The organism is Alpinimonas psychrophila (genome assembly GCF_014137865.1).
Classification (GTDB): Bacteria; Actinomycetota; Actinomycetes; order Actinomycetales; family Microbacteriaceae; genus Alpinimonas; species Alpinimonas psychrophila.
Genome location: NZ_JACGWU010000007.1, coordinates 40,267 through 63,308 on the forward strand (window position 1 = coordinate 40,267; position 23,042 = coordinate 63,308).

22 protein-coding genes and 3 tRNA genes are annotated in these 23,042 nt (G+C 59.9%); 20 read left to right on the plus strand and 5 right to left on the minus strand.

The features are described from left to right. Positions 1 to 140: 140 nt before the first annotated feature. Positions 141 to 539: a fasciclin domain-containing protein gene (locus FB555_RS09220; RefSeq protein ID WP_182485194.1), complete on the plus strand. Its 399-nt coding sequence runs from the start codon at positions 141 to 143 to the stop codon at positions 537 to 539. Positions 540 to 710: 171 nt separating this feature from the next. Here the strand turns inward: FB555_RS09220 and FB555_RS09225 are convergent, their stop codons facing one another. Next, positions 711 to 1,343, minus strand: coding sequence for a helix-turn-helix domain-containing protein (locus FB555_RS09225; RefSeq protein ID WP_220475940.1), 633 nt, complete (start codon positions 1,341 to 1,343; stop codon positions 711 to 713). A gap of 147 nt (positions 1,344 to 1,490) precedes the next feature. Here FB555_RS09225 and FB555_RS09230 point away from each other — a divergent pair, with 147 nt between their 5' ends. The 3 genes from FB555_RS09230 to katG all read left to right on the plus strand — a co-directional run bounded on the left by FB555_RS09230 (position 1,491) and on the right by katG (position 6,675). After that, positions 1,491 to 2,585: an alcohol dehydrogenase catalytic domain-containing protein gene (locus FB555_RS09230; RefSeq protein WP_182485195.1), complete on the plus strand. Its 1,095-nt coding sequence runs from the start codon at positions 1,491 to 1,493 to the stop codon at positions 2,583 to 2,585. A 51-nt stretch (positions 2,586 to 2,636) separates the two neighbouring features. Beyond that, positions 2,637 to 4,070, plus strand: coding sequence for an APC family permease (locus FB555_RS09235; RefSeq protein WP_182485196.1), 1,434 nt, complete (start codon positions 2,637 to 2,639; stop codon positions 4,068 to 4,070). A gap of 451 nt (positions 4,071 to 4,521) precedes the next feature. Beyond that, on the plus strand, positions 4,522 to 6,675 hold the full coding sequence (gene katG / locus FB555_RS09240) for a catalase/peroxidase HPI (RefSeq protein WP_246323705.1): 2,154 nt from the start codon (positions 4,522 to 4,524) through the stop codon (positions 6,673 to 6,675). A gap of 193 nt (positions 6,676 to 6,868) precedes the next feature. On the opposite strand, the gene FB555_RS09245 is transcribed toward katG, so the two are convergent. The 3 genes from FB555_RS09245 to FB555_RS09255 form a co-directional block, all read right to left on the minus strand. Then, positions 6,869 to 6,941, minus strand: a tRNA-Phe gene (locus FB555_RS09245). Between the two features lie 64 nt (positions 6,942 to 7,005). Continuing rightward, positions 7,006 to 7,079 (minus strand) — tRNA-Asp (locus FB555_RS09250). A gap of 35 nt (positions 7,080 to 7,114) precedes the next feature. Further along, positions 7,115 to 7,187, minus strand: a tRNA-Glu gene (locus tag FB555_RS09255). A 239-nt stretch (positions 7,188 to 7,426) separates the two neighbouring features. Here FB555_RS09255 and FB555_RS09260 point away from each other — a divergent pair. The 5 genes from FB555_RS09260 to FB555_RS09280 all read left to right on the plus strand — a co-directional run bounded on the left by FB555_RS09260 (position 7,427) and on the right by FB555_RS09280 (position 12,716). Continuing rightward, positions 7,427 to 8,557: an ABC transporter substrate-binding protein gene (locus FB555_RS09260; RefSeq protein ID WP_182485198.1), complete on the plus strand. Its 1,131-nt coding sequence runs from the start codon at positions 7,427 to 7,429 to the stop codon at positions 8,555 to 8,557. Next, a complete protein-coding gene (locus FB555_RS09265) occupies positions 8,529 to 9,410 on the plus strand; it encodes an ABC transporter permease (RefSeq protein WP_425485620.1) in 882 nt (293 codons plus the stop codon). Before FB555_RS09260 ends, FB555_RS09265 begins: the two co-directional genes overlap by 29 nt. Further along, positions 9,407 to 10,258: an ABC transporter permease gene (locus FB555_RS09270; RefSeq protein ID WP_182485199.1), complete on the plus strand. Its 852-nt coding sequence runs from the start codon at positions 9,407 to 9,409 to the stop codon at positions 10,256 to 10,258. The genes FB555_RS09265 and FB555_RS09270 overlap by 4 nt, the downstream gene beginning before the upstream one ends. Continuing rightward, the gene (locus tag FB555_RS09275) at positions 10,255 to 11,316 is read left to right on the plus strand and encodes an ABC transporter ATP-binding protein (protein ID WP_182485200.1); all 1,062 of its coding nucleotides are present in this window, start codon (positions 10,255 to 10,257) and stop codon (positions 11,314 to 11,316) included. Before FB555_RS09270 ends, FB555_RS09275 begins: the two co-directional genes overlap by 4 nt. Positions 11,317 to 11,417: 101 nt before the next feature. Then, the gene (locus FB555_RS09280; RefSeq protein WP_182485201.1) at positions 11,418 to 12,716 is read left to right on the plus strand and encodes a peptidoglycan DD-metalloendopeptidase family protein; all 1,299 of its coding nucleotides are present in this window, start codon (positions 11,418 to 11,420) and stop codon (positions 12,714 to 12,716) included. Between the two features lie 91 nt (positions 12,717 to 12,807). Here FB555_RS09280 and FB555_RS09285 read toward each other — a convergent pair whose 3' ends face one another. Beyond that, positions 12,808 to 13,308: an inorganic diphosphatase gene (locus tag FB555_RS09285; RefSeq protein ID WP_182485202.1), complete on the minus strand. Its 501-nt coding sequence runs from the start codon at positions 13,306 to 13,308 to the stop codon at positions 12,808 to 12,810. Positions 13,309 to 13,359: 51 nt separating this feature from the next. Here FB555_RS09285 and tilS point away from each other — a divergent pair, with 51 nt between their 5' ends. The 11 genes from tilS to lysS all read left to right on the plus strand — a co-directional run bounded on the left by tilS (position 13,360) and on the right by lysS (position 23,037). Then, the gene (gene tilS / locus FB555_RS09290) at positions 13,360 to 14,427 is read left to right on the plus strand and encodes a tRNA lysidine(34) synthetase TilS (protein ID WP_182485203.1); all 1,068 of its coding nucleotides are present in this window, start codon (positions 13,360 to 13,362) and stop codon (positions 14,425 to 14,427) included. A 7-nt stretch (positions 14,428 to 14,434) separates the two neighbouring features. Continuing rightward, positions 14,435 to 15,004, plus strand: coding sequence for a hypoxanthine phosphoribosyltransferase (hpt, locus tag FB555_RS09295; protein ID WP_182485204.1), 570 nt, complete (start codon positions 14,435 to 14,437; stop codon positions 15,002 to 15,004). 64 nt (positions 15,005 to 15,068) lie between these two features. Beyond that, positions 15,069 to 17,066: an ATP-dependent zinc metalloprotease FtsH gene (gene ftsH, locus FB555_RS09300; RefSeq protein ID WP_182485205.1), complete on the plus strand. Its 1,998-nt coding sequence runs from the start codon at positions 15,069 to 15,071 to the stop codon at positions 17,064 to 17,066. Between the two features lie 9 nt (positions 17,067 to 17,075). Beyond that, the gene (folE, locus tag FB555_RS09305) at positions 17,076 to 17,645 is read left to right on the plus strand and encodes a GTP cyclohydrolase I FolE (RefSeq protein WP_182485206.1); all 570 of its coding nucleotides are present in this window, start codon (positions 17,076 to 17,078) and stop codon (positions 17,643 to 17,645) included. Next, the gene (folP, locus tag FB555_RS09310; protein ID WP_343046446.1) at positions 17,638 to 18,483 is read left to right on the plus strand and encodes a dihydropteroate synthase; all 846 of its coding nucleotides are present in this window, start codon (positions 17,638 to 17,640) and stop codon (positions 18,481 to 18,483) included. The genes folE and folP overlap by 8 nt, the downstream gene beginning before the upstream one ends. Next, positions 18,480 to 18,860, plus strand: coding sequence for a dihydroneopterin aldolase (gene folB, locus FB555_RS09315; protein ID WP_182485207.1), 381 nt, complete (start codon positions 18,480 to 18,482; stop codon positions 18,858 to 18,860). Before folP ends, folB begins: the two co-directional genes overlap by 4 nt. Beyond that, positions 18,857 to 19,423: a 2-amino-4-hydroxy-6-hydroxymethyldihydropteridine diphosphokinase gene (gene folK, locus FB555_RS09320; RefSeq protein WP_182485208.1), complete on the plus strand. Its 567-nt coding sequence runs from the start codon at positions 18,857 to 18,859 to the stop codon at positions 19,421 to 19,423. The genes folB and folK overlap by 4 nt, the downstream gene beginning before the upstream one ends. Beyond that, complete coding sequence (locus FB555_RS09325; RefSeq protein ID WP_182485209.1) at positions 19,420 to 19,902, plus strand: DUF3180 family protein; 483 nt, start codon at positions 19,420 to 19,422, stop codon at positions 19,900 to 19,902. Before folK ends, FB555_RS09325 begins: the two co-directional genes overlap by 4 nt. Further along, a complete protein-coding gene (locus FB555_RS09330; RefSeq protein WP_182485210.1) occupies positions 19,886 to 20,626 on the plus strand; it encodes a DUF2520 domain-containing protein in 741 nt (246 codons plus the stop codon). The genes FB555_RS09325 and FB555_RS09330 overlap by 17 nt, the downstream gene beginning before the upstream one ends. Next, positions 20,623 to 21,492 carry a pantoate--beta-alanine ligase gene (panC, locus tag FB555_RS09335; protein WP_182485211.1) on the plus strand — a complete coding sequence of 290 codons (870 nt, stop codon included), beginning with the start codon at positions 20,623 to 20,625 and terminating at the stop codon, positions 21,490 to 21,492. Before FB555_RS09330 ends, panC begins: the two co-directional genes overlap by 4 nt. Positions 21,493 to 21,507: 15 nt before the next feature. Beyond that, positions 21,508 to 23,037 (plus strand): lysine--tRNA ligase, encoded by a 1,530-nt coding sequence (gene lysS, locus FB555_RS09340; RefSeq protein WP_182485212.1) that lies wholly within the window; start codon positions 21,508 to 21,510, stop codon positions 23,035 to 23,037. Positions 23,038 to 23,042: the final 5 nt, after the last annotated feature.

Consider the following 23,042-nt stretch of genomic DNA (forward strand, 5'->3'; position numbering starts at 1 on the left):
GTAACGAAGGGGGACGCCCTCGCGCCCAAGCACACTTCACAGCTCGTTATCAGGGAAGGGGTTATACCCTTTTGATATTGCGTCTCTAGGGGGTTTACCCCTGTTTTGCAATCTGGACCACGAGCCCTAAGGAACGCACCATGTCAAACATCGTAGAGACTGCCGTCGGAGCAGGTACTTTCACCACCCTGGTAGCTGCTGTACAGGCTGCCGGACTCGTTGACACGCTCACGAGCCCGGGCCCCTTCACTGTCTTCGCGCCCACGGACGAGGCGTTCGCCGCTCTCCCGGCCGGAACCGTAGAGGGCCTGTTGAAGGACATTCCCGCACTCACCAAGGTGCTGACGTACCACGTAGTCGCCGGCAAAGTTATGGCGGCCGATGTCGTCAAGCTCACGTCGGCAACCACGGTTGAAGGAAGCGACGTCACCATCGACGCCACGAATGGAGTCACCGTTAATGGTGCCCACGTCGTGACAGCAGATATTGAATGCGACAACGGTGTCATTCACGTAGTGGATGCCGTTTTGCTCCCGTAACCCCTCCACCGGGAAAGCATTCGGCCAATTTTGGCCGAATCAAGATGCCCGTCTTTTGCTTCAGCCGCGCCCCCGGCTCGTCGCGAAAGGCGGGTATTTCCGTACACTCCAAACAACGAAATAGCTGCACGACCTTGCCTCGCGTCGAAGGTCCTATGCGGTGAGGACTCTTTAGCGAGCAAAGGGCGAGCGCGGGGTATGAGAAACGAACCCCGGTTTACTGACGAGCACCCCCTTTTGCTCGAAGGGAAGCGGTGGTGAAATAACCCAAAGAACTTGGCTCTCCGTATCAAGAGGGTTATGCCAGTTGTGCGACTTGCGTGCAGAAAAGGTTGTGGAGTCTCCCGTTTCGAGAATGCGTTCCTCGCCCTCGATATCGAGAAAAAGTTGTCCCTGCGTGACGACGACGAAGATCGATTCGGCCTCTAGCGTGTAGGCCCCGTCCGAGCCCCCGCCTGGTTGCATCGTTGTTCGCATGACCTGAACGTTTTTCTCATCTACGGGCGTCAGCAGATATTCCTGCAGGTCGACACCGCCCATGTAGAGCGGAACTCCGCCGTGCACCACGGGTTCTTGGGGGTAGCTGAAGAGCGACCCAATAGAGATCTCAAGGACTTCACAGATGCGTAAAAGCACGGGAACGGAGACGCGGGTTTTGCCGCGTTCTGCCAAACTCAAGAATCCTTTGGAGACGCCGGCCAGCTCGGCAACATTGGTAACGGATCGACCCTGAGCAAGGCGAACGGTGCGGAGTTGGGGGCCGACAGTCTCCATGCCGCGGGCGTCGGCTACGGGCTTCTTCATGTGCTCAGTCTTTCGCATAAAGGCAAGTAATGTCGCCCGTCTTGTTTAACGATACAAAACATGCCACAGTATCGATTAGTGTCACTAAACGGGAGCGACTATTTCGCTCACGATCATCGGCAATGCGTCATAACAAAGGGGTTATTAATGAAGGCCATCGTTTTCAACGGCACGGATGTCGAACTCGCCGACGTTGAACTGAGCGCCCCAGGGCCGGGTGAGGTCAGTGTCAAAATCTCGGCCGCGGGCGTGTGTCACTCCGACCTGCACATCTTGCGTGGTGAATGGGGAGTTCCCCTTCCTCTTGTCATGGGCCACGAAGGGTCCGGTATCGTTTCCGCACTGGGCGAGAGCGTCACTGACCTTGCCGTTGGCGACCATGTTGTGCTGTCGTGGGTTCCCAACTGCGGTGTCTGTCGCTACTGCGTTCTTGGTCGCCCGGCCCAATGTGAAATGGTGGCCAACGTCGTAGCCCCCGGCGGCGTTCTTTACGACGGAACCAGTCGACTTTCTCAGGACGGCTCACTCCTCCATCACTACCTCGGTGTTTCATCCTTCGCGGAATATGCTGTTGTTCCACAGTCGGGAGCGATCAAAGTTCGCTCGGATGCCCCCCTTGACCTCATTGCGCTCGTGGGCTGTGCCATCGCGACGGGCGTGGGCGCTGTGAGAAATACCGCTCGTTTTGTTGCCGGTTCGACCGCGGCGGTCATCGGATGCGGTGGGGTGGGGCTCTCTGTTGTGCAAGGGGCCAGACTCGAAAAGGCGTCAAAGATTCTTGCTGTGGATCTCTCTCAGGAAAAATTAGATCTTGCTAAAAAACTCGGAGCGACACATACCCTTCTGGTCACGCCGGGAATGGATGTGGTGAGGTCCATGAAAGCCCTTATCCCCGAAGGTCTCGACTATGTGTTCGATGCGATTGGCAAAATAGCGACGACGGAACAGGCCATTGGGGCACTCGGCCTCGGCGGTAGCGCGGTTGTCGTCGGGCTTCCGCCAACGGGGCAGACCGCGCGGTTCGACCCGCTAATCCTTGCCGAAGCTGACCAACGAATCCTCGGTTGCAACTACGGTTCTACGGTGCCCAAGCGAGACATTCCTCGCTTGGTTGATGAATTGATGTCGGGAGATCTCGACCTTGAATCCATGGTCTCGGCACGGCGCCCTCTTTCGGAAGCAAAGTCCGCCCTCGACGACCTTAATTCGGGTCTCGCTCTTCGCCAACTTCTTATTCCCTAACTCTTCGTTCTTCACGCTTCTCACCATCCAACCCCTATCGGAGGAAATAACATGAGCATCAAAATTGCAGAACATTCGGGAGGACTCGCGCGACGAAGCGTGACGCCTTTCGAGGTTTTAGCCCAAAGTGTCGCCAACATTGCCCCGAGCGCGGTCATCGCTTTTGGCCCCGGTGTTATGGCACTCTACGCAGGTAACGGTGCATGGTTCTCGTTCGTGATCGGCATGGTCCTTATCCTGATCGTCGCCCAGTCGGTGGCGGTCTTTGCGCGTCGACGTGCAGGAGCAGGGTCGCTCTACTCCCTCGTTCGCCCTGCGCTGGGACCGTGGGGCAGCATCGTTACAGGCTGGGCGCTGTTCATCGGTGTCATCGCCATCGCCTCAGGTTCGCTCGCGGGTGCCGGCTTTTTTGCTTCAGCCTTCCTCGAGGGCCTTGGCGTAAATCTCTTCCAACCCATGGTGGGTCAAATTGTTCTTGACGCAATCCTGCTGGCGATTGCTGTCTACCTCACCATTTCCGGAGTTCGCATCGCGGCCCGCGTTTCGGCAACCCTCGAAGTGATCTCCATCTTCGTCATCGTCGTCATGTTGGTTATCGTTCTTGTCAGCAGTGGCAACGTCTTTGACATCGCTCAGCTGACTCTTACCGGTGCGACCTTCGACGGTATGGTCTTCGCGGTCGTTCTTGCCATTCTCGGATTCGTCGGCTTTGAGAGCGCTGCCGCCCTCGGCGAAGAGGCGAAAGACCCGTACCGCGCTATTCCTCGTGCCATCCGTCGGGGCGCCATCTTCGCCGGAATTGTGTACATTTTTGCGACGTACGTTCAGGTGGCAGCTTTTGACGGCGGCGCGGAGGGGCTCGGAAAGAGCCTTTCCCCCATGGATGACCTCGCGGCACAATATGGCCTTGACGGATTCGTCCCCCTCCTCAACCTCGGTTTTGCCGCGTCCTTCATGGCTGTCGTCATTGCCTGCATGACCGTGGGCGCGCGCCTCTTGTTCGCCTGGGGCAATGAGGGCCTCATTCCATCATGGCTTGGCAAGGCTCACCCCAAGCACCGCACTCCAGCCCGAGCGATCTACACGACAATCCCTCTCGTGTTCTTGCCCATGGCAATCGTGCTCTCGCTCGGTGTGGCGCCCCTCGGTGCCACAACGTATATCGACACCGTCGGCGTCTTCGGCTACATGTTTGCATACATTTTGGTCTGTATTGGAGCACCCATCTTCTTGAAGAAAACGAACGGCAAGAGTGTGATCTTCACGATGATTGTGGGAATCGTTGGCGCTCTCTCGCTGCTGTACGTCTTCTACCGAAACGTGTGGCCCATCCCCGCACCTCCTCTGGATTCCCTACCCGTCTACTTCGCCGTCGCTCTCCTCATTGGAATCATCCTTTTCGCAATTTTGCGCCTGCGCAAGCCTGCTGTCGCAGCGACGGCCGGTACCTTTGCCGATGACAATCCGGAGCCCGAAGACGCCTAGCGTCGCGTGACAGTTCCACAACTTCCTTCTCGCAACTTGTCGGGGTCAGCCTGGGTCAGCCGGGTGCTCCACGCGTACTGGTGAGGCTATTTGTTATACGGCCGAAGACACTGCCAGGCCTCCTTCGCCAATCGTACCGATGGCCAACTCCGACGGGCTGGTTGGCGGCACGCAATGGCCCCGACGACCCAGAGACCGGCGATAACGTTCTGGATCGGCCGGATACGGTCTGAGCGGAGGTAATTTCGACATCCGTTTCACCGGTGAGAATTTCAAGGACGAGGCCCAGCCTATGCCCAGGACACACAGCTTTAGGGTCCCGCGACAGTAGGCTTTGATATGCGGACCAACGTATTGCTGTCGCCCGAATAACCGGTCGATTCAGGCATGGTCTTGCCTCGCAAGAACCACAGTGGAGGAAACAATGGAAAGCGCCAGCACGTGCCCTTACATGGGAGGCAAGCAAGAAAATTCCGGCACCAAGAAGCAAGACTGGTGGCCTAACCAACTGAACCTTAAGGTTCTCCAACAGAATTCCCCCATGGTCGACCCCATGGGCGATCAGTTTGACTACGCTGCCGAGTTCAAGACTCTGGATCTCGAGGCCGTCAAGGCAGATATCGAGACGTTAATGAAGACGTCTCAGGACTGGTGGCCCGCCGATTACGGCCACTACGGCCCCTTCTTCATTCGCATGGCGTGGCACTCTGCCGGCACCTACCGCACCTCCGATGGCCGTGGCGGCGGCGGTGCTGGAATGCAGCGCTTCGCCCCTCTGAACAGCTGGCCCGACAACGTTAATCTCGACAAGGCACGTCGTCTCCTGTGGCCCATCAAGCAGAAGTACGGCAAGAAGCTCTCCTGGGCTGACCTCATGATTCTGACCGGCACCTGTGCCCTCGAATCTATGGGGCTCGAGACTTTCGGTTTCGGCGGCGGCCGCGCCGACGTCTGGGAACCCGACGAGACGTACTGGGGCCAAGAAGCCGAGTGGCTTGCCAATAACCGCTACACGGGAAACCGCAACCTTGAGAATCCTCTCGCGGCCGTTCAGATGGGGCTGATTTACGTGAACCCTGAGGGCCCCGATGGCTTCCCGGATGCGTTGGGATCCGCCGTCGACATTCGTGAGACGTTCGCTCGCATGGCCATGAATGACGAAGAAACCGTCGCCCTCATTGCCGGCGGTCATACCTTCGGCAAGGCTCACGGCGCTGACGACCCCAACAAGTATGTTGGCCCCGAGCCCGAAGCTGCCCCCATGGAAGAAATGGGCCTCGGCTGGAAGAACTCACTGGGCGCCGGCAATGGGGTCAACACCATCAGCAGTGGCCTCGAGGGTGCCTGGACGAACACGCCGACGACCTGGGACATGAGCTACTTTGAGCTGCTGTTCGGTCACGAGTGGGTTCTGACGAAGAGTCCTGCCGGTGCCGCTCAGTGGATTCCTGCCGATAAGGATGCGGCGACACTGGTTCCCGACGCGCACGACCCGTCGAAGCGCCACGCCCCCATCATGTTCACCTCGGATATCGCGTTGCGCGTGGACCCGATCTATGAGCCCATTTCGCGTCGCTTCTTGGCCAACCCCGAGGAGTTCGCGGACGCGTTCGCGCGCGCATGGTTCAAGCTCACCCACCGTGACATGGGTCCCATTACGCGTTACCTCGGCTCGCTCGTTCCCGCCGAGGAACTCATCTGGCAGGATCCCGTACCTGCTGTGATTGGTGAGCTCGTGGGCACTGCCGACATCGCGGCCCTCAAGAACACACTCCTGGATTCTGGCCTCACAGTGTCCCAGCTGGTGTCGACCGCCTGGGCTTCGGCTTCTTCCTTCCGTGGCACGGACAAGCGCGGTGGAGCCAATGGGGCACGAATTCGCCTTGAGCCTCAGCGTGGATGGGCGTCTAACGAGCCTGCCGAGCTGGCGAAGGTGCTGACGGTTCTGGAAGGGATCCAAGCGGCCTTCAATGCCGCTGGTGGCGCCCAGATCTCCCTCGCCGACCTCATCGTTCTCGGCGGCGCCGCAGCAGTCGAGCATGCCGCTCACGCTGCTGGTAGCGACATTGCTGTTCCTTTTGCCCCCGGTCGTACGGATGCAACGCAGGAGCAAACCGATGTTGAGTCCTTTGGTTTCCTGGAACCGGCAGCCGATGGTTTCCGCAACTTCGCGAGCAAGGGTCACCTCAAGGTTGCCGAGTACATGTTGCTCGACCGCGCAACGCTCCTGACCCTCACGGCCCCCGAGATGACCGTTCTCGTGGGAGGCATGCGCGTTCTCAATGCGAACACAGGCCACTCGGACGCGGGGGTCTTCACCAAGCGCCCCGGAACATTGACGAATGACTTCTTCGTGAATCTGCTGGATGCTGGCAACACTTGGCACCCGAAGTCCGAAGACGCCGAGCTGTTTGATGCACGCGACACGAAGACCGGGGCCGTCAACTGGACTGGTAGCCGTACCGACCTCGTGTTTGGCTCCAACTCGCAGCTAAGAGCTCTCGCCGAGGTTTACGGCAGTGACGACGCTCAGGCCAAGTTCGTGGCCGACTTCGTCGCTGCGTGGGACAAGGTTATGACGCTGGACCGCTTCGACCTGGCGTAAACCGATCGAATGTCGTGAGGGAGTGCGGGGCGAAAGCCTCGCACTCCCTTTCTTGTTTAGCGGTTGTCTCGAACCCCGCAGCCCCGAACCTTGCAGCGGATCCGGACGGCGGCACGCAAGCTCTAGGGAAACTTTTCACCGCTCGCCCAACACTTCAACAAAAAATCCCCCGGAAAAATTCTGGGGGATTTTGTGGCTCCGACCGGGATTGAACCGGTGACCTTTCGATTTTCAGTCGGACGCTCTACCAACTGAGCTACAGAGCCAGACAACAATTACTTGCCGCCTAGGTAAAAAACCCTTCCTTTCGGAAGGGTTTTTCTCACCTTGCGACCCTGACGGGACTTGAACCCGCGACCTCCGCCGTGACAGGGCGGCACGCTAACCAACTGCGCTACAGGGTCTTACTTTTTGGAGCTAGTTCAGTCTACTATCCCGGTGACCCCAACGGGATTCGAACCCGTGTTAACGCCGTGAAAGGGCGCCGTCCTAGGCCGCTAAACGATGGGGCCGAGAAGTCGACTGAATGTTGACTACCGAGAATCGAGCTTAGAGAAGATTTGCCAAATATGCCAATCGGCGGGTCGAGGCTACATTGAGCGCTTTGGGAAAGCCGACGTTCATGATGCGTTAACGCGTGAGACATACTGCGGTTGGAAGGCGCTCCTAGGTTGAACGAGACCAGTCTCCGGGCTACCAACTGTTCACCTCGCACGGTGGACGGCCTAGGGCTGGTCGCAACGGAGGAAAATTGTTAGCCAAACGAACTCTGGTAGCGTCCATTGCTGCCACAGCTGCTCTCGCTTTAACCCTGACGGGCTGCACATCCACTCCCGCGACTTCCGCAAGTCAGGTTGACGCTTCCACCGCAACAAGCCTGGCTGCATGGGGCGACCTTTCGGCACTCGAAGCTGCAGCTCAAGCCGAGGGGGCTCTCAACGTCATCGCCTTGCCCCGCGACTGGGCAAATTATGGCGCCGTACTCGACCTGTTCGCAAAGAAATACCCCACAATCACGATTAACGAGTCTGCTCCCGATGGTTCCAGTGCCGAGGAAATCCAAGCTGCAGATAACTTGAAGGGTCAAGACACGGCCCCCGACGTCTTTGATATTGGCCTCGCTGTAGCACTTGCCAGCACCGACCGATTCGCGCCCTACAAAGTCGCCACGTGGGCGGATATTCCCGACGCGCTCAAGGAAGCGAATGGCTTGTATGTGGGAGACTACGGAGGCTACATGGCAGTCGGATACGACCCAGCCGCGGTTCCCGCACCCACATCGCTTGCTGATCTTTTGAAGCCTGCTTACAAGGGGAAAATTTCCATCAACGGCGATCCCACCCAGGCAGGTGCAGCATTTGCTGCTGTGGGCATGGCAACCGTGCAAAACAAGGGCACTGTTGACAACTTCCAAGCTGGAATCGACTTCTTTACCGAGCTTCAAGCAGCCGGCAACTTTGTGAAAATTGATCCGACTCCGGCAACAATCGCCTCGGGGGAGACCCCCGTCGTCTTCGATTGGGATTATCTCAATGTTGGCTATGGTAAAAAACTTGCCGCCGACCGTAAGTGGGAAGTTGTCGTGTTCCCTGGAACAGGATATGCGGGTTATTACAACCAAGCGATAAACGCAGCCGCTCCCCACCCTGCCGCAGCCCGGCTCTGGCAGGAATTCCTCTACAGCGACGAGGCCCAGAACCTCTGGCTAGCTGGTGGGGCACGCCCGGCGCGTGCGGATGCGATGGCGTCAGCTGGCACTATCGATGCGACGTTGTTTGCCGCACTTCCCGCAACGCCGAAGGTAACGGTTGTTCCTTCTGCCAAGCAAAGTGCTGCCGCGGCGACACTCCTTGGTGAGAAATGGGCAGCCGCTGTCAAGTAGAAATCCTCGTGGAACGGCAGCAGCCTTAGGGCTGTTGCCGTTCGCGATCTATGTGTTGCTCTTTCTTGCAGTGCCCACCCTGATCGCCATTGCCACGGGGTTTTTTGACAAAGCGGGTTCGTTTACGCTCGATACTGTGGCGGCACTGGGCAGTCCAGTGGTCATCAGCACGTTCTTCAACTCATTCTGGTTGTCTTCTTTGACCGCCGTGCTCGGAGCCGTGCTAGGCGCTTTAGCCTGTTACGCGCTCCTCAGTGCGAGACCCGATGGCTCACTCCGAATCGCCGTTGATTCCGTGAGCGGGGTCCTGGCGCAATTTGGTGGCGTCATGCTTGCGTTCGCCTTCATCGCAACAATCGGCATCCAAGGAATGGTGACGGTCTGGCTGCGCGACACTTTCGGCGTCGACATTTACACGAATGGCGTGTGGCTTTACGAAATGCCAGGCCTCGTTCTCCCCTACATCTACTTCCAAGTGCCCCTCATGATCATCACATTCATGCCCGCAGTTCAAGCTCTGAAGCCACAGTGGGCGGAGGCTAACGCAACGCTCGGGGGAACCCGGGCGAGTTACTGGTTTCGCATAGCGTTCCCCGTTTTGGCTCCATCATTTTTCGGGAGCCTCTTACTCCTGTTCGCCAATGCTTTCTCGTCCTACGCCACAGCGGCCGCCCTGAGCAGTCAAGGATCGGAGATTGTGCCCCTACAGATACGCGCAGCGCTAACGAGTGAAACGCTCTTGGGACGAGAGAATTTGGCCGGTGCCCTTGCGCTGGGGATGATCGCCGTCATGGTTGTCGTGATGCTCAGTTACTCGGCGCTTCAATCGCGTGCTGCACGGTGGCAGCAATGAGTCCTGTCTTGTCCCGTCGCGGGGACGTCGCCCACGCACCCTCGCGCGCCGTCAGCATCATTATTTTGGCCGTCATTGGCGTCCTCTTTGCGATTCCAATCCTGGCAATGGTCGAATTCACGTTGCGCGCAGGGCTCTCGGGCGGCCACGATTTCTCACGATGGATCGCCCTTTTCCAGGGCGGTTTTACGGGTACCTATCGCACGGTGCTGGTGGCCCTCGGCAATTCGCTGGGTCTCGCTATGGGCACCGTCGCCATCGTACTGATATTGCTTGTCCCAACGATGCTCCTGCTGCACATCAGATTTCCTCGGCTGCGCCGAGTGATGGAATTCATTTGCATCCTGCCAATCAGCATTCCGGCGATCGTGCTCGTTGTTGGCCTAGCTCCCGTGTACTCCGTGGTGGCTCGCCTGTTTGGTAGCGGCGTGTGGACCCTAGCTTTTGCATATGGCATCACAGTTCTTCCCTTCGCGTACCGCGCGATCCAATCCAACATTGATGGCGTTGATGTCCGTACATTGAGTGAGGCAGCCCGCTCGCTTGGAGCAGGTTGGTGGAGCGTCCTCCTCTTGGTTCTGGTTCCAAACCTGCGGCGAGGTCTCCTCGCGGGTACTTTCATTTCGGTTGCAGTCGTGCTCGGTGAGTTCACGATCGCTTCTCTTCTGAACCGGATCAACCTCCAGACCGCGCTTCTTGTCGTCAGCAAGGCTGATCCCTATGTGGCCGTCATTTTGTCATTACTGGCGCTCATTTTTGCGTTCCTCCTCCTGCTTGCCATTGGCCGCCTTGGAGCGGAGCGCAGGGTTCCAGTACGAGAGCGTTCCCGAGTGAAAGGTAAGTCATGAGTCAGACAGAGTCTCCCGTGCGTTCAGGTTCGGTAGTCGAATTCACCGGTGTCATGAAGGAGTTTGCCGGTCACCGAGCCTTAGCGGGTCTAGATTTGACACTTCATGCAGGCGAACTAGTTGCGTTGCTGGGCCCCAGCGGTTGCGGGAAAACTACTGCCCTCCGTGTTCTGGCCGGACTCGAATCCACGGATGACGGCACCATTTTGATCAATGGCACGGATATCTCGACACTGCCCACGAGTAAGCGCGATATGGGAATGGTCTTTCAGTCATATTCGCTCTTTCCGCACCTTAGCGCCGGGGAGAACGTCGAATTTGGCCTGCGCATGCGCAAAGTCAATGCTGCCGAGCGGCGGCGGCGGGCACTGGATGCCCTCCACCTTGTTGGACTTGATGGTCACTATGACCGCTATGCACACCAACTTTCGGGCGGGCAACAGCAGCGTGTCGCCCTTGCAAGGGCGCTCGTCACCGAACCGCGCGTTCTCCTTCTGGATGAGCCCTTGTCGGCGCTGGATGCCAAAGTCCGAGTGCAGCTCCGAGAAGAGATTCGGCGGATCCAGACTGAACTTGGGATTACGACCCTTTTTGTGACTCACGATCAAGACGAGGCGCTCGCCATCGCAGACCGAGTGGCGGTCATGCGAGCAGGAGTCATCGAGCAAATTGGAACGCCGGAGGAACTCTATGCTCGACCCTCGTCTCCTTTCGTCGCAGATTTTGTCGGCCTGAGTAACCACGTTGCTGGCATCGTGAGAGGGGGGGTCGTGGAAGTTTATGGAATAGCGCTCCCTCTAGTTGACCCATCCCACCCGGATGGACCGGTGCGCGTCTACCTTCGCCCGGAGGACATTGAACTCGCTTCTGAGGGCATCGCGGGCATAGTGATCGCTACGAGTTTCCTCGGGTCCCTTCGCCGCACGAGCGTGCGCCTTGAGGACGACACTGTACTCTTCGTTCAACACAGTGTCCTACTTAATCCGCTGCTGGGCGAGCGGGTACACCTTCGCTTGACCGGGGCACCGGTGACGGTCGAAGTCCTTGAGTATGTCTAGCTCATCGACATCCGGGAGTTACGCCTTGCCTTCGCCCTGTTTTGCAACTTCGCTTGTTATGGTGAAGGGGTCCGTGCCTCGAGACCCCTAGGAGAATGCGCATGAGCAGAACTACCGGAGCGCGTTTTGCGTCCGCTCTGTCCTTGCGAAAGACCCGTATTCAGTGGGGTGTAGCCGCATTTTCCGTGTTTGCCTTGGCTATGGGGATGTTTGTTTCCTCCCCGGCCTACGCCGTCGACTACCCCTCGTGGGGTGACGTGCAGAACGCCAAAGCCAACGAATCGGCAAAAAATGCTCAGGTCGCCAATATTCAAAGTTTGATCGCAAACCTCCAAACCGAGGTGACGGCGGCCCGGGCGCTCGCGGAACAGCGCGGCGGCGAGTTCTTAGATGCTCAGGCGAAATTTGATACTGCTGATCAGCGCTCCCAGCAGTTGGAAGCTCAAGCGGCCGCTAGCCAGGCAAAGGCAGATCAAGCCACAACGCAGGCCGGTCGATTGGCAGCGCAGCTGTATCGCTCCGGCGGCAGCGACCTCAGCGTGAACTTGTTAATGGAGAAGTCTTCTGCCGGTGCCGATGAACTCCTAGCCAAGCTCGGCAGCATGTCCAAGCTCGTGCAGCGCTCCAGCGACATTTATGAGACCGCTCTGGCGGCCAAGAACGAAGCACAATCCCTCTCCGATCAGGCCGTCATCGCCACGACGGAACGCGAGAAGCTTCGCGTGGCGGCACAGGCCGCTATGCAGGCGGCGACGGATGCCAGCGCGGCGGCAGATGCGAAACTTGCCGAAAGTCAGTCCCAATCAATGATTTTGAGCGCGCAACTGGCGGCGCTCCAAGACACGACCGCCACGACAGTTTCTGGGTATGAAGCCGGTGTTGCCGAACGTGCGCGCTTGGAACTCATTGCTCGCCAGGAGGCTGCCGCGGCGGCGGCTGCCGAAGCCGCCGCGCGTGGTGTTTCAATTTCGGATGCTGGGTGGACCAACCCTGTTCCGAACGCTTACATCAGCGACACCTATGGCCCGCGCACGAACTTCTACATCCCGGGGGTTGGGTGGACCGGTAGTTTTCACAATGCGACTGACCTCGCCGCCGGCTGCGGTTCTCCTGTCTATGCAGCGTCAAGCGGCACTGTGACCTATGCGGGCGGCGCGAGCGGCTACGGAAACCTTCTCGTGATCAACCACGGCGGGGGAGTATCCTCGGCCTATGGTCACCTTCAGACGGGCGGTTTTGCTGTGAGCACGGGCCAGTGGGTGACCGTGGGTCAACTTGTTGCTCGCGTCGGCGCCACCGGGCTTGCCACCGGTTGCCACACGCACTTCGAGATTCGCATCGGCGGCGGAACGACCGATCCTCAGCCCTTCATGTCTGACCGCGGAGTCTGGTTAGGTTAGTTTTTTTCGAAGAAACAGTACAGGCGCCCACTCGAATGAGTGGGCGCCTGTACTGTTGTGGCGCCAGTTAAAAAAGCACGCCGGCACGGCTCTAATGTTCGGCGTGGCCTTCAGCCTTTAGGCGAGCGAAGCCATCGATGATGATCTGCTCGGCTTCTGCGGCGTTGCCCCAGCCCTCGATCTTCACGAACTTCTCGGGCTCGAGGTCCTTGTACCGGGCGAAGAAGTGCTCGATCTCTTTACGGGCCTGCTCGGGAACATCCGAAATGTCCTGAATGTGCGCCCAACGAGGGTCTTTGTGAGGAACCACGACGACCTTGGCATCGGAACCGGCCTCATCGCTCATGTTCAGCACGCCCACGGCGCGAACCTTGACGCCAACGCCCGGGAAGACAGGGTATTCCAAGAGGACCAAAGCGTCAACGGGGTCACCGTCGAGGCCCAGGGTGTTCTCGAAGTAGCCGTAATCGGTGGGGTAGGCGAACGACGTAAACAGCACGCGGTCCAGATAAACGCGACCGGTGAGGTGGTCAACTTCGTACTTGTTGCGACTTCCCTTGGGGATTTCAACAACGACGTCATATGCGGCCACGGGCAGACTCCTTCAAACTCTGTAGGCGGTGTACTGGAATAACGTTACTGGATGAGCACAATTCGTCCCCGCCTCACCCCTGCCATGGCCGACGTTCGACGGGCCGTGCGCGAGATGCTGGCCGATATTTTTCCGGATGCCCGCGAGAGCTCTGAAGAGTCTGCACATTCTCTGCCTGCCGCTCAAGATTTCGCCCCTGTGGGTGCCCCCCTCCTCCTGGTTGCCCTCAGCGGCGGGGCGGATTCTCTTGCCTTGGCGTCCGCCCTCGCCTTTGAGGCTCCCCGGGCCGGCCTGCGAGCGGGCGCCGTCATCGTTAACCACAACCTGCAAGCTGGGTCTGCTGCCGTTGCCGATCGGGCCGCTGAGCAGGCCCACTCGCTGGGCCTTGACCCCGTGCTCATCCGCACCGTGGAAGTTTTGCCAGCCTCGGGGCCCGAGGCCGACGCTCGTTCCGCACGTTACGCAGCGCTAGCAGCGGCTCGCGACGATTCGGGAGCAGCCGCGGTGCTGCTCGGGCACACGCTAGACGATCAAGCTGAGACGGTTCTGCTCGGCCTCACCCGCGGTGCAGGCCCCACGAGCCTTGCCGGTATGAGCCCCGTTTCGGGTTTTTACCTCCGGCCGCTCTTGGGCATCCGAAGAAGCGCGACCGAGTCGGCCTGCGCCGATCAAGGCCTCGAACCCTGGAACGACCCTCACAATGTCGATCCGACGTACACGCGGGTGCGCATCCGTCACACCGTCATGCCGGTCCTCGAAAAAGAACTCGGTCCCGGAATCGCGGAGGCCCTCGTCCGCACTGCTGAGCACCTGCGGGAGGACGCGGCCACCCTCGACTCACTCGCCAACGACTTGATGCAGGGGCTCATCATGCCCGGGGCCGGGCCGGAGGTTGCCCTCGACGCTAATGCTCTAGCCGACGCCCCGCGGGCCATTTACACGCGCGTCATCCGTGCCGTCGCGCTCGCGGCATTTGGGGTGAGCCTCACGAGCGCCCACACCGCGGCAATCTCCTTGTTGGTGACGAACTGGCACGGCCAAGGCGCGGCCCATGTCCCGGGCATTAGAGTTGAGAGACAGGGTTTCCGCCTTGTTTTTGTACCAACGGAAAGCGAATAAGGCCCCCATGGAACTGAGCGACGTACAAGCGGACATCACCAAAGTTCTCTATACCGAGCAGGAGTTGCAGGAGCGTCTCGCCGTGCTCGCTCGCCGGATTGAGACCGACTATGAGGGCAAAGAACTTCTGCTCGTCGCCGTTCTCAAAGGAGCCGTCATGGTTCTCAGTGATCTCGCCCGCGAGCTCAAATTTCACGCCCACATGGACTTCATGGCGGTCAGTTCCTATGGTGCCAGTACGCAATCTTCCGGTGTCGTGCGCATCGTGAAAGACCTTGACGCCGACATTGCCGGGCGCCACGTGCTCATCGTCGAGGACATCATCGATTCCGGCCTGACCCTGAACTGGCTGATCGGTAACCTGCAGTCGCGCGGGCCGGCCTCCATCGAAGTGTGTGCCATGTTGCGCAAACCGGATGCCGTCAAAGAGCCCGTAGACGTGAAATACCTTGGTTTCGACATCCCGAATGAATTCGTCGTCGGTTATGGACTGGACTTCGCCGAGGACTACCGCAACATTCGCGGCGTCGCGGTTTTGGCACCCCACGTCTACGGCGGCGAAGACCCCCACGCTTAAGCAATTCCGCCCTCGGCAAACACTCAGCAGTTTGCTCTTCTCGCACCGATAGATTTAGGTCACCATGAATTTCAAGAAACTTTTGCGCGGACCGCTGGTGTACATCATCCTGGCCGTTGTCGCCGTGTGGATCGGTTCCAGCCTCATCACCATGTCGGGCTACCAGCAGGTATCCACCGATGAAGGGCTCAAGTTCCTGAAAGATGGCAAGGTCACCACGGCCACCATCGTTGACATTGATCAGCGTGTTGACCTCACCTTGGCTCAAGCCGATGCCAAGTACGGCAATCAGGTGCAGTTCTTCTACGTCGCTCCCCGTGGCGTTCAGGTTGTGGATGCTGTGTCGGCTGCCAGCCTGTCCGATGGCTTCAATGACCAGGTCCCCAAAGATAACTGGCTTTTGTCCACGCTCGGTTTCCTCCTTCCCATTCTGCTGATCGGTGCCTTCTTCTGGTGGATGCTGTCCTCCATGCAAGGTGGCGGCAAAGGTGTCATGCAATTCGGTAAGTCCAAGGCCAAGCTCGTCACGAAAGAGACCCCCACGGTTCTCTTCACGGATGTGGCCGGTGCCGATGAGGCCGTCGAAGAGTTGAAAGAAATCAAGGACTTCCTTTCGGAACCCGCTCGCTTCCAAGCTGTTGGTGCCCGCATCCCGAAGGGCGTGCTGTTGTACGGCCCTCCCGGAACAGGCAAGACCCTGCTGGCGCGTGCCGTTGCCGGTGAGGCCGGCGTTCCCTTCTACGCTATCTCCGGTTCTGACTTCGTCGAAATGTTCGTCGGCGTCGGCGCTTCGCGCGTGCGTGACCTTTTTGAACAGGCCAAGCAAAATGCTCCGGCCATCATCTTCATCGATGAGATCGATGCCGTCGGCCGTCACCGTGGCGCTGGAATGGGTGGTGGCCACGACGAACGTGAGCAGACCCTCAACCAGATGCTGGTGGAGATGGATGGCTTCGACGTCAAGGCCAACGTCATCATGATTGCTGCGACGAACCGCCCCGACATTCTTGACCCCGCACTCCTTCGTCCCGGCCGTTTCGACCGCCAGATTGGCGTGGATGCTCCGGACCTCGAGGGCCGCCGCAAGATTCTCGAAGTCCACGGTAAGGGCAAGCCCCTGGCTACGAGTGTCGACCTCGAAGTTGTCGCTCGCAAGACTCCTGGCTTCACTGGTGCCGACCTCGCCAACGTGTTGAACGAGGCCGCCTTGCTGACGGCGCGCTCGAACGCGCAGCTCATCGACAACCGGGCCCTGGACGAGGCCATCGACCGCGTGATTGCGGGGCCCCAGCGTCGTAGCCGGGTCATGCGCGACAAAGAGAAGTTGATTACGGCCTACCACGAGGGCGGCCATGCCCTCGCTGCTGCAGCCATGAACTTCACCGATCCTGTGACCAAAGTCACGATTCTTCCCCGCGGCCGCGCTCTGGGCTACACGATGGTGTTGCCTCTCGAGGACCGCTACTCGATTACCCGTAATGAGCTTCTCGACCAGCTCACCTATGCCATGGGTGGCCGTGTCGCCGAAGAGATCGTTTTTCACGATCCCACCACGGGCGCCTCTAACGACATTGAGAAGGCCACAAGCATCGCGCGCAAGATGGTCACCGAATACGGCATGAGCGCCACGGTCGGTGCCGTCAAACTCGGCGGCGGCTCGGGCGAGGTCTTCATGGGGCGCGACATGGGCCACTCCCGTGACTACTCCGACGAGCTGGCGATGAGCATCGACACGGAGATTCGCCTGTTGATCGATGCCGCTCACACCGAGGCCTGGAAGGTTATCAACGACAACCGTCACGTCCTCGACCGCTTGGCCACGGAGCTTCTCGAAAAAGAAACCCTCGATCATGACCAGCTTGCCACCATCTTTGCGGATGTTCGCAAGTTGCCTCAGCGGCCTCAATGGCTCTCCAGTGATATGCGGCCAGTTTCTGACTTGCCGCCGGTAGCCGTCCCGCAGAAGGCTATTGCCAAGAAAGCTGTGGCGAAAAAGCCAACCGTTCGCAAGGTTGCCGCGAAAAAGCCCGTCGCAGAAAAGCCTGCGGCACCCAACGCCTAGGCTTAACGTATGACTGTCGACAAGGCCCGCATTGAAGCGGCTGTCGTGGAACTCCTTCATGCCATTGGGGAAGACCCGAAGCGTGCAGGCCTGACAACGACGCCCACCCGCGTGGCTGAGGCCTACGCAGAGTTCTTTGCCGGCATCGGGGCAGACCCTCTGGATCACCTTCAGGAAACGCTCGCCGTGTCGGAGCTTTCCGATGCTGTGGTCCTGACAGACATTGCCTTTCGTTCTATTTGCGAACACCACCTTCTCCCGTTCATTGGGGTCGCCCACGTGGCGTACCTCCCCTTGAACAAAGTCGTCGGCCTCGGCAAACTGCCCCGCGTCGTGGCCACTATCGCAGCGCGCCCCCAGGTGCAGGAACGCTTGACCGAACAGATTGCTGATGCCCTCGAAGAGGGCCTTGGTGCTCGGGGAGTCTTGGTCGTATTGGACGCGGCTCATCAATGCGTTGCCGCTCGCGGGCTCGAACAGCCCAACACGCGCACCATCACGATGGCATCGCGCGGACATCTCTCCGACGTTCATGCCCGGGCCGAATTGATGGCACTCATCGGAGGCCCCCGTGGCTAAGCCGGCCCCCCGGCGCACTCTCATCATGGGTGTGCTGAATGTCACGCCCGACTCTTTTAGCGACGGTGGTGAGTATCTTGACACCGAGGCCGCGATCAAACGCGGGATGCAGTTGGTCGAGGAAGGTGCCGACATCATCGACGTTGGTGGCGAGTCCACTCGCCCAGGGGCCGCCCGGGTCACCCTCGAACAGGAGCAACTTCGGGTCATTCCCGTTATCGGCGCCCTCGTGCGGGCGGGAGCCACCGTGAGTGTCGACACCATGAACGCATCGACGGCACTGCAAGCCGTTGACTTTGGAGCAAAGTACATCAACGATGTGTCGGGAGGAATCGCCGATTTCTTCATGGCACGTGTCGTTCGCGAGTCTGATGCCATGTTTATCGCCAGTCACTGGCGGGGGCATTCCGTGGAGATGGATGCCCAAGCGCTCTACAAAGATGCGCCGAGTGACATCACGCGAGAGCTGGGTGCGCGCGTCGCGGCACTTCTCGCCGATGGCGTCCGGCCAGAGCAGCTCGTCGTGGACCCTGGCCTTGGCTTTGCCAAAAATGCCGAGCACAACTGGCAGATGCTGGGGCGTCTCGGTGACCTTTTGGCGCTGGGGTACCCCCTCCTCGTCGGGGCCTCACGCAAACGTTTCTTGAGCTCGCTCTTACCCGATGACGCCACCATGGAGGACCGTGACGCTGCAACCGTCGCTGTCAGCGTGCTGGCCGCTCAGGCCGGAGCCTGGGGAGTCCGCGTTCATGCCGTAGCCCGCACGTACGCAGCACTGCGAGTCCTCGAGTCGTGGGAGCACGGCGCCGCTTTCCGAGCCCAAGGAGCCGGCGCATGAACGACGCATTCCCCCATACTGACCGGATCACGCTCACGGGCATCCGTGTTCAGGCACACCACGGGGTGTTCGACTTTGAGCGCGAAAACGGTCAAGAGTTCGTCGTCGATGTCATTGCCTGGCTCGACCTGTCCGCCGCTTCCGGGACCGATGATCTCTCGCGAACCGTGCATTACGGCGAACTGGCCGAAGAGGTTGCAGATGCCGTGGCCACCAGCCCGGTAGATCTCATCGAGACGGTCGCCGAACGCGTCGCAAACGTCGTCTTGGGGCACGAGGCGGTCATGGTCACGGAGGTCACCATTCACAAGCCGCACGCTCCCATCTCGGTTCCTTTCGGAGATGTCTCGGTCACGATTGTGAGACGCCGCCGATGAGTGGCCAGACGCCGCAGGGTTCATCGGAGCAGGGTTCATCGGAGCAGGGTTCATCGCAGCATGGCGCCGTCATTGCGTTCGGAGCCAACCTCGGAGATCGCGTGAGCACCATCCGTGCCGCTGCTGCGGAAATTGATGCGCTGCCGGGAACTCATGTGATCGTGCTCTCCTCTTTTGTCGAGTCCGCGGCGGTCAAGCCAGACGGCGTCGACCTCAGCGCACCCGAATATCTGAACGCTGTGGCCCTCATCGAAACGACCCTCGCGCCACACGATCTTCTTTCGGCCCTGAACGGGATCGAGCACGCTCACGGTCGAACCCGCGAGGTGCGTTGGGGAGATCGAACCCTTGACCTCGACATCATCACCTATGACAATCTGGAGATCAGCGACGAGAGCCTGACCCTTCCGCACCCTCGCGTGGGTGACCGTTCCTTCGTGCTGGCGCCGTGGCTCGAACTCGATCCCGACGCGGCTATCCCCGGCCGGGGCAATGCCGCCGAACTGCTCGCATTCTGTCCCGACCCAGTCCGCGCCCATGTCGAAGTGGTTGTTGGGCAGTGAAGCGCACGCGCGCGAGCATTCTCTTGGCGGCGATCCTCGCCGGCGGCGTCATCGCGTATCTCCTTGAGCTTCTTGCCCAATCGGTGGGATCGAACATTGTTGTGCCGCCGCTGAGCCTGACCCTCACACTCGCGGCCCTCGCTGTCGCTGTCGTCCTTCTGGCGATCCCTGTTCGCCGCTCGGTGACGGGCAAGAGAAAGGCGCCGATCGACCCGTTTTATGCGTTGCGCGTGGCAGTCTTTGCGAAAGCATCAAGCCTCACCGGCTCCCTTCTCGTGGGAGCAGCCGCGGGCATCCTCATCTTCCTGTTGGGCCGCCCCATCCCGCCGACATTCAGCATGAGCGCCCTCGCCATTTCACAGATTGTGGCGGCAGCGCTCCTTGTCGCGGGGGGACTCATTGCCGAGTTTCTGTGCACCCTCCCACCCCAAGATCCTGAAGACCCTCGAGGAAAGAGCCTGAGTGAACCCGCCGCATGATCGTGACGGACGCCTCGGCGTCGGCATTATCGGAGCAGGTCACGTTGGCCCGGTTCTCGGCGCTGCCCTCGCCGGCGCGGGGCATGCTCTTGTCGGTATCGCGGCGATCTCTGAGGCCAGTCGCGAACGCGCGCACACCATGTTGCCGGGGGTGCCCATCATGGAGGTACCCCGATTGATCGAGCTGAGCGAACTTGTCCTCATCGCGATTCCGGATGCTGAACTCCCCAACCTCATCGAAGGACTTGCGCGTGCCGGAGCCTGGCAGCCCGGCCAGATTGTCGCCCACACGTCGGCCAAATACGGTACAGGCGTCCTCGCGCCGGCCGTGGCCGCGGGCGTGATCCCCGTGGCTCTTCATCCCGCGATGTCGTTCACGGGCACCAGCATCGACCTTGCCCGACTGAATGAGTGCTACATCGCCGTCACCGCTCCGACGCCCGTGCTGCCCATTGCGCAGGCTCTGGCCGTGGAGATGGGCGGTGAGCCCGTTGTCATCGCCGAGAGCAAGCGCTCCGATTACGCCGAGGCTATCGCCACCGCTTCGCAGTTCTCCGCGGCCGTAGTCGAGCAATCCACCGCCATCCTCGCGGGCATCGGCATCGACCGTCCGGGGCGCATCCTGGCCCCTCTAATTCGCTCGGCTGTCGACAATGCGTTGACGGCGCGGGGAGATATTTCGGGCCTTCCGTTCCGTGAGCTCGACGGGGACCTCTCGTCATGAGTGGCGCGCCGAAAGTACTCACCACCGTGCGCGAGGCCGGGCAGATTCGTCACGCGCACGATGGTCATCGCATCGCGTTGGTTCCGACCATGGGCGCGTTGCATGAGGGGCACTTGGAACTCATTCGGCATGCCCGCACGCTCGCGGAAGTGGTGCTGGTCTCCATTTTTGTAAACCCACTGCAGTTTGGTGTCGGGGAAGATTTTGACCGCTATCCGCGCACGCTGGAGGTCGATGTCGCTGCCCTCGCCGACGAGGGCGTCGACTACGTCTTCGCTCCTTCCACCTCCGAGATGTATCCCGCCGGTCTCACTATTCCCGCCAGGCACGCCGGCCCGGTCGGCACCACCTTCGAGGGCGCCGCTCGCCCCACTCATTTCGATGGCATGCTCACGGTGGTCGCCCGTCTTTTCGATATCGTCGGCCCGAACGTTGCCGTTTTCGGCCAGAAGGATGCGCAGCAGGTCTTCCTCGTTCGGCAGATGATTGCGCAGAACGATTGGCCCATCGAGCTCGACGTGGTGCGTACCGTGCGCGAGCACGACGGCCTTGCCCTCTCCAGTCGCAATCGTTTCCTCGATGAAAGTCAGCGGGGCCTGGCGCTTGTGATGCCGGAGGCATTGACCGCCATCGCATTGAATGCGCCCCTCGGTGTCGCAGCGGCGCGAACGGCCGGCCGTCAGGTATTCGCGGCTGCCCCGCTGGCTAGACTGGATTATCTCGACCTCGTCGATCCAAAAACCTTCACGGCGGTCAGCGATGATTACCAAGGCCCGGTTACCGCCGTGATTGCCGCTGTCATTGGTTCGACTCGCTTGATCGATACCGATAATCTCGTTCTCGGCTCGCCCGAAGCCGATTCTTAAAGGACAGCCCCACTTATGACTGAGAATTCCGCAGCCCACCCTTCCGCCGCCGCACCGGTCGAGCCGGAGGAACTGTCGGCTGCCGAAGTCAGCGAGCAAAAAGCTGTTCGCCTTGCCAAGCGTGACCGCCTCATTGGGCTGGGCCTCGAGGCGTACCCCGTAGCGGTACCCGTGACCGACACGATTCCTTCCGTCCGCGAGCGCTTCGGCGGCCTCGAAGCCGATGCCAAGACCGACGTCATTGTGGGTCTCGCGGGCCGCATCGTGCACCTGCGCAACACGGGAAAGCTGTGTTTTGCCAGCCTGCAATCGGGCGACGGCAGTCGCATCCAGGCCATGATTTCGCTCGCCGAAGTGGGCGAAGAATCGCTGGAACTCTGGAAAGAGCTCGTTGACCTCGGCGACCACGTTTTCGTCACCGGTGAAGTCATTTCCTCCCGTCGTGGCGAGCTCTCGGTCATGGCCACCGGTTGGAAGATGGCCACCAAGTCGCTGCTTCCGCTCCCGAACCTGCACAACGAACTGGGTGAGGAGTCGCGCGTTCGCAGCCGTTACCTCGACCTGATCGTTCGTGACGCCGCTCGCACCACAGTTCTCAGCCGTGCCAAAGCTGTCGCTTCCCTTCGGGAAACCTTCACCAAGCTCGACTTTGTCGAGGTGGAGACGCCCATGTTGCAGGTCATGCACGGCGGGGCATCCGCCCGGCCTTTTGTCACGCACTCGAATGCGTTCGACATGGAGCTCTTTCTGCGTATCGCACCCGAACTTTTCCTCAAGCGTGCCGTCGTTGGTGGCATCGACCGCATCTACGAGATCAACCGCAACTTCCGCAACGAGGGTGCTGACTCCTCTCACTCCCCAGAATTTGCCATGCTCGAGGCCTATGAGGCTTACGGTGACTACACCTCGATCGCGGCCCTCACCCAGAAGCTCATCCAAAATGCCGCGTTCGCGGTGGCCGGCTCGCACGTCGTGACCTGGGCGGATGGCACCGAATATGACCTGGGTGGCGAATGGGATCGCATCAGCCTGTACCACTCTCTTTCGGAGGCAGCAGGCGTCGAAATTACGCCCAAGACCAGCGTTGCCGTGCTGCAGCAGCTCGCCGATTCGGTTGGCATTGAGGTGGCAGTTCCTAACCACGGAAAACTTGTCGAAGAACTCTGGGAGCACTTCGTGAAGGGTACCCTCGAACGACCCACCTTCGTGATGGACTTCCCCGTGGAGACGAGCCCCCTCACCCGCGATCACCGCACCATTGCCGGTGTGGTCGAAAAGTGGGACCTCTACATTGGCGGCTTTGAGCTTGCCACCGGCTACTCGGAGCTCGTGGACCCGGTCGTCCAGCGCGAACGGTTTATTCAACAGGCGACCCAAAGCGCGGCCGGTGATGTTGAGGCGATGCCCCTCGATGAAGAGTTCTTAAGAGCTCTCGAGCACGGCATGCCCCCCACCGGGGGAATGGGAATGGGGATCGACCGCCTCCTGATGGCCATCACGGGCCTTGGAATCCGCGAAACGATTCTCTTTCCGTTGGTCAAGTAGTCAGC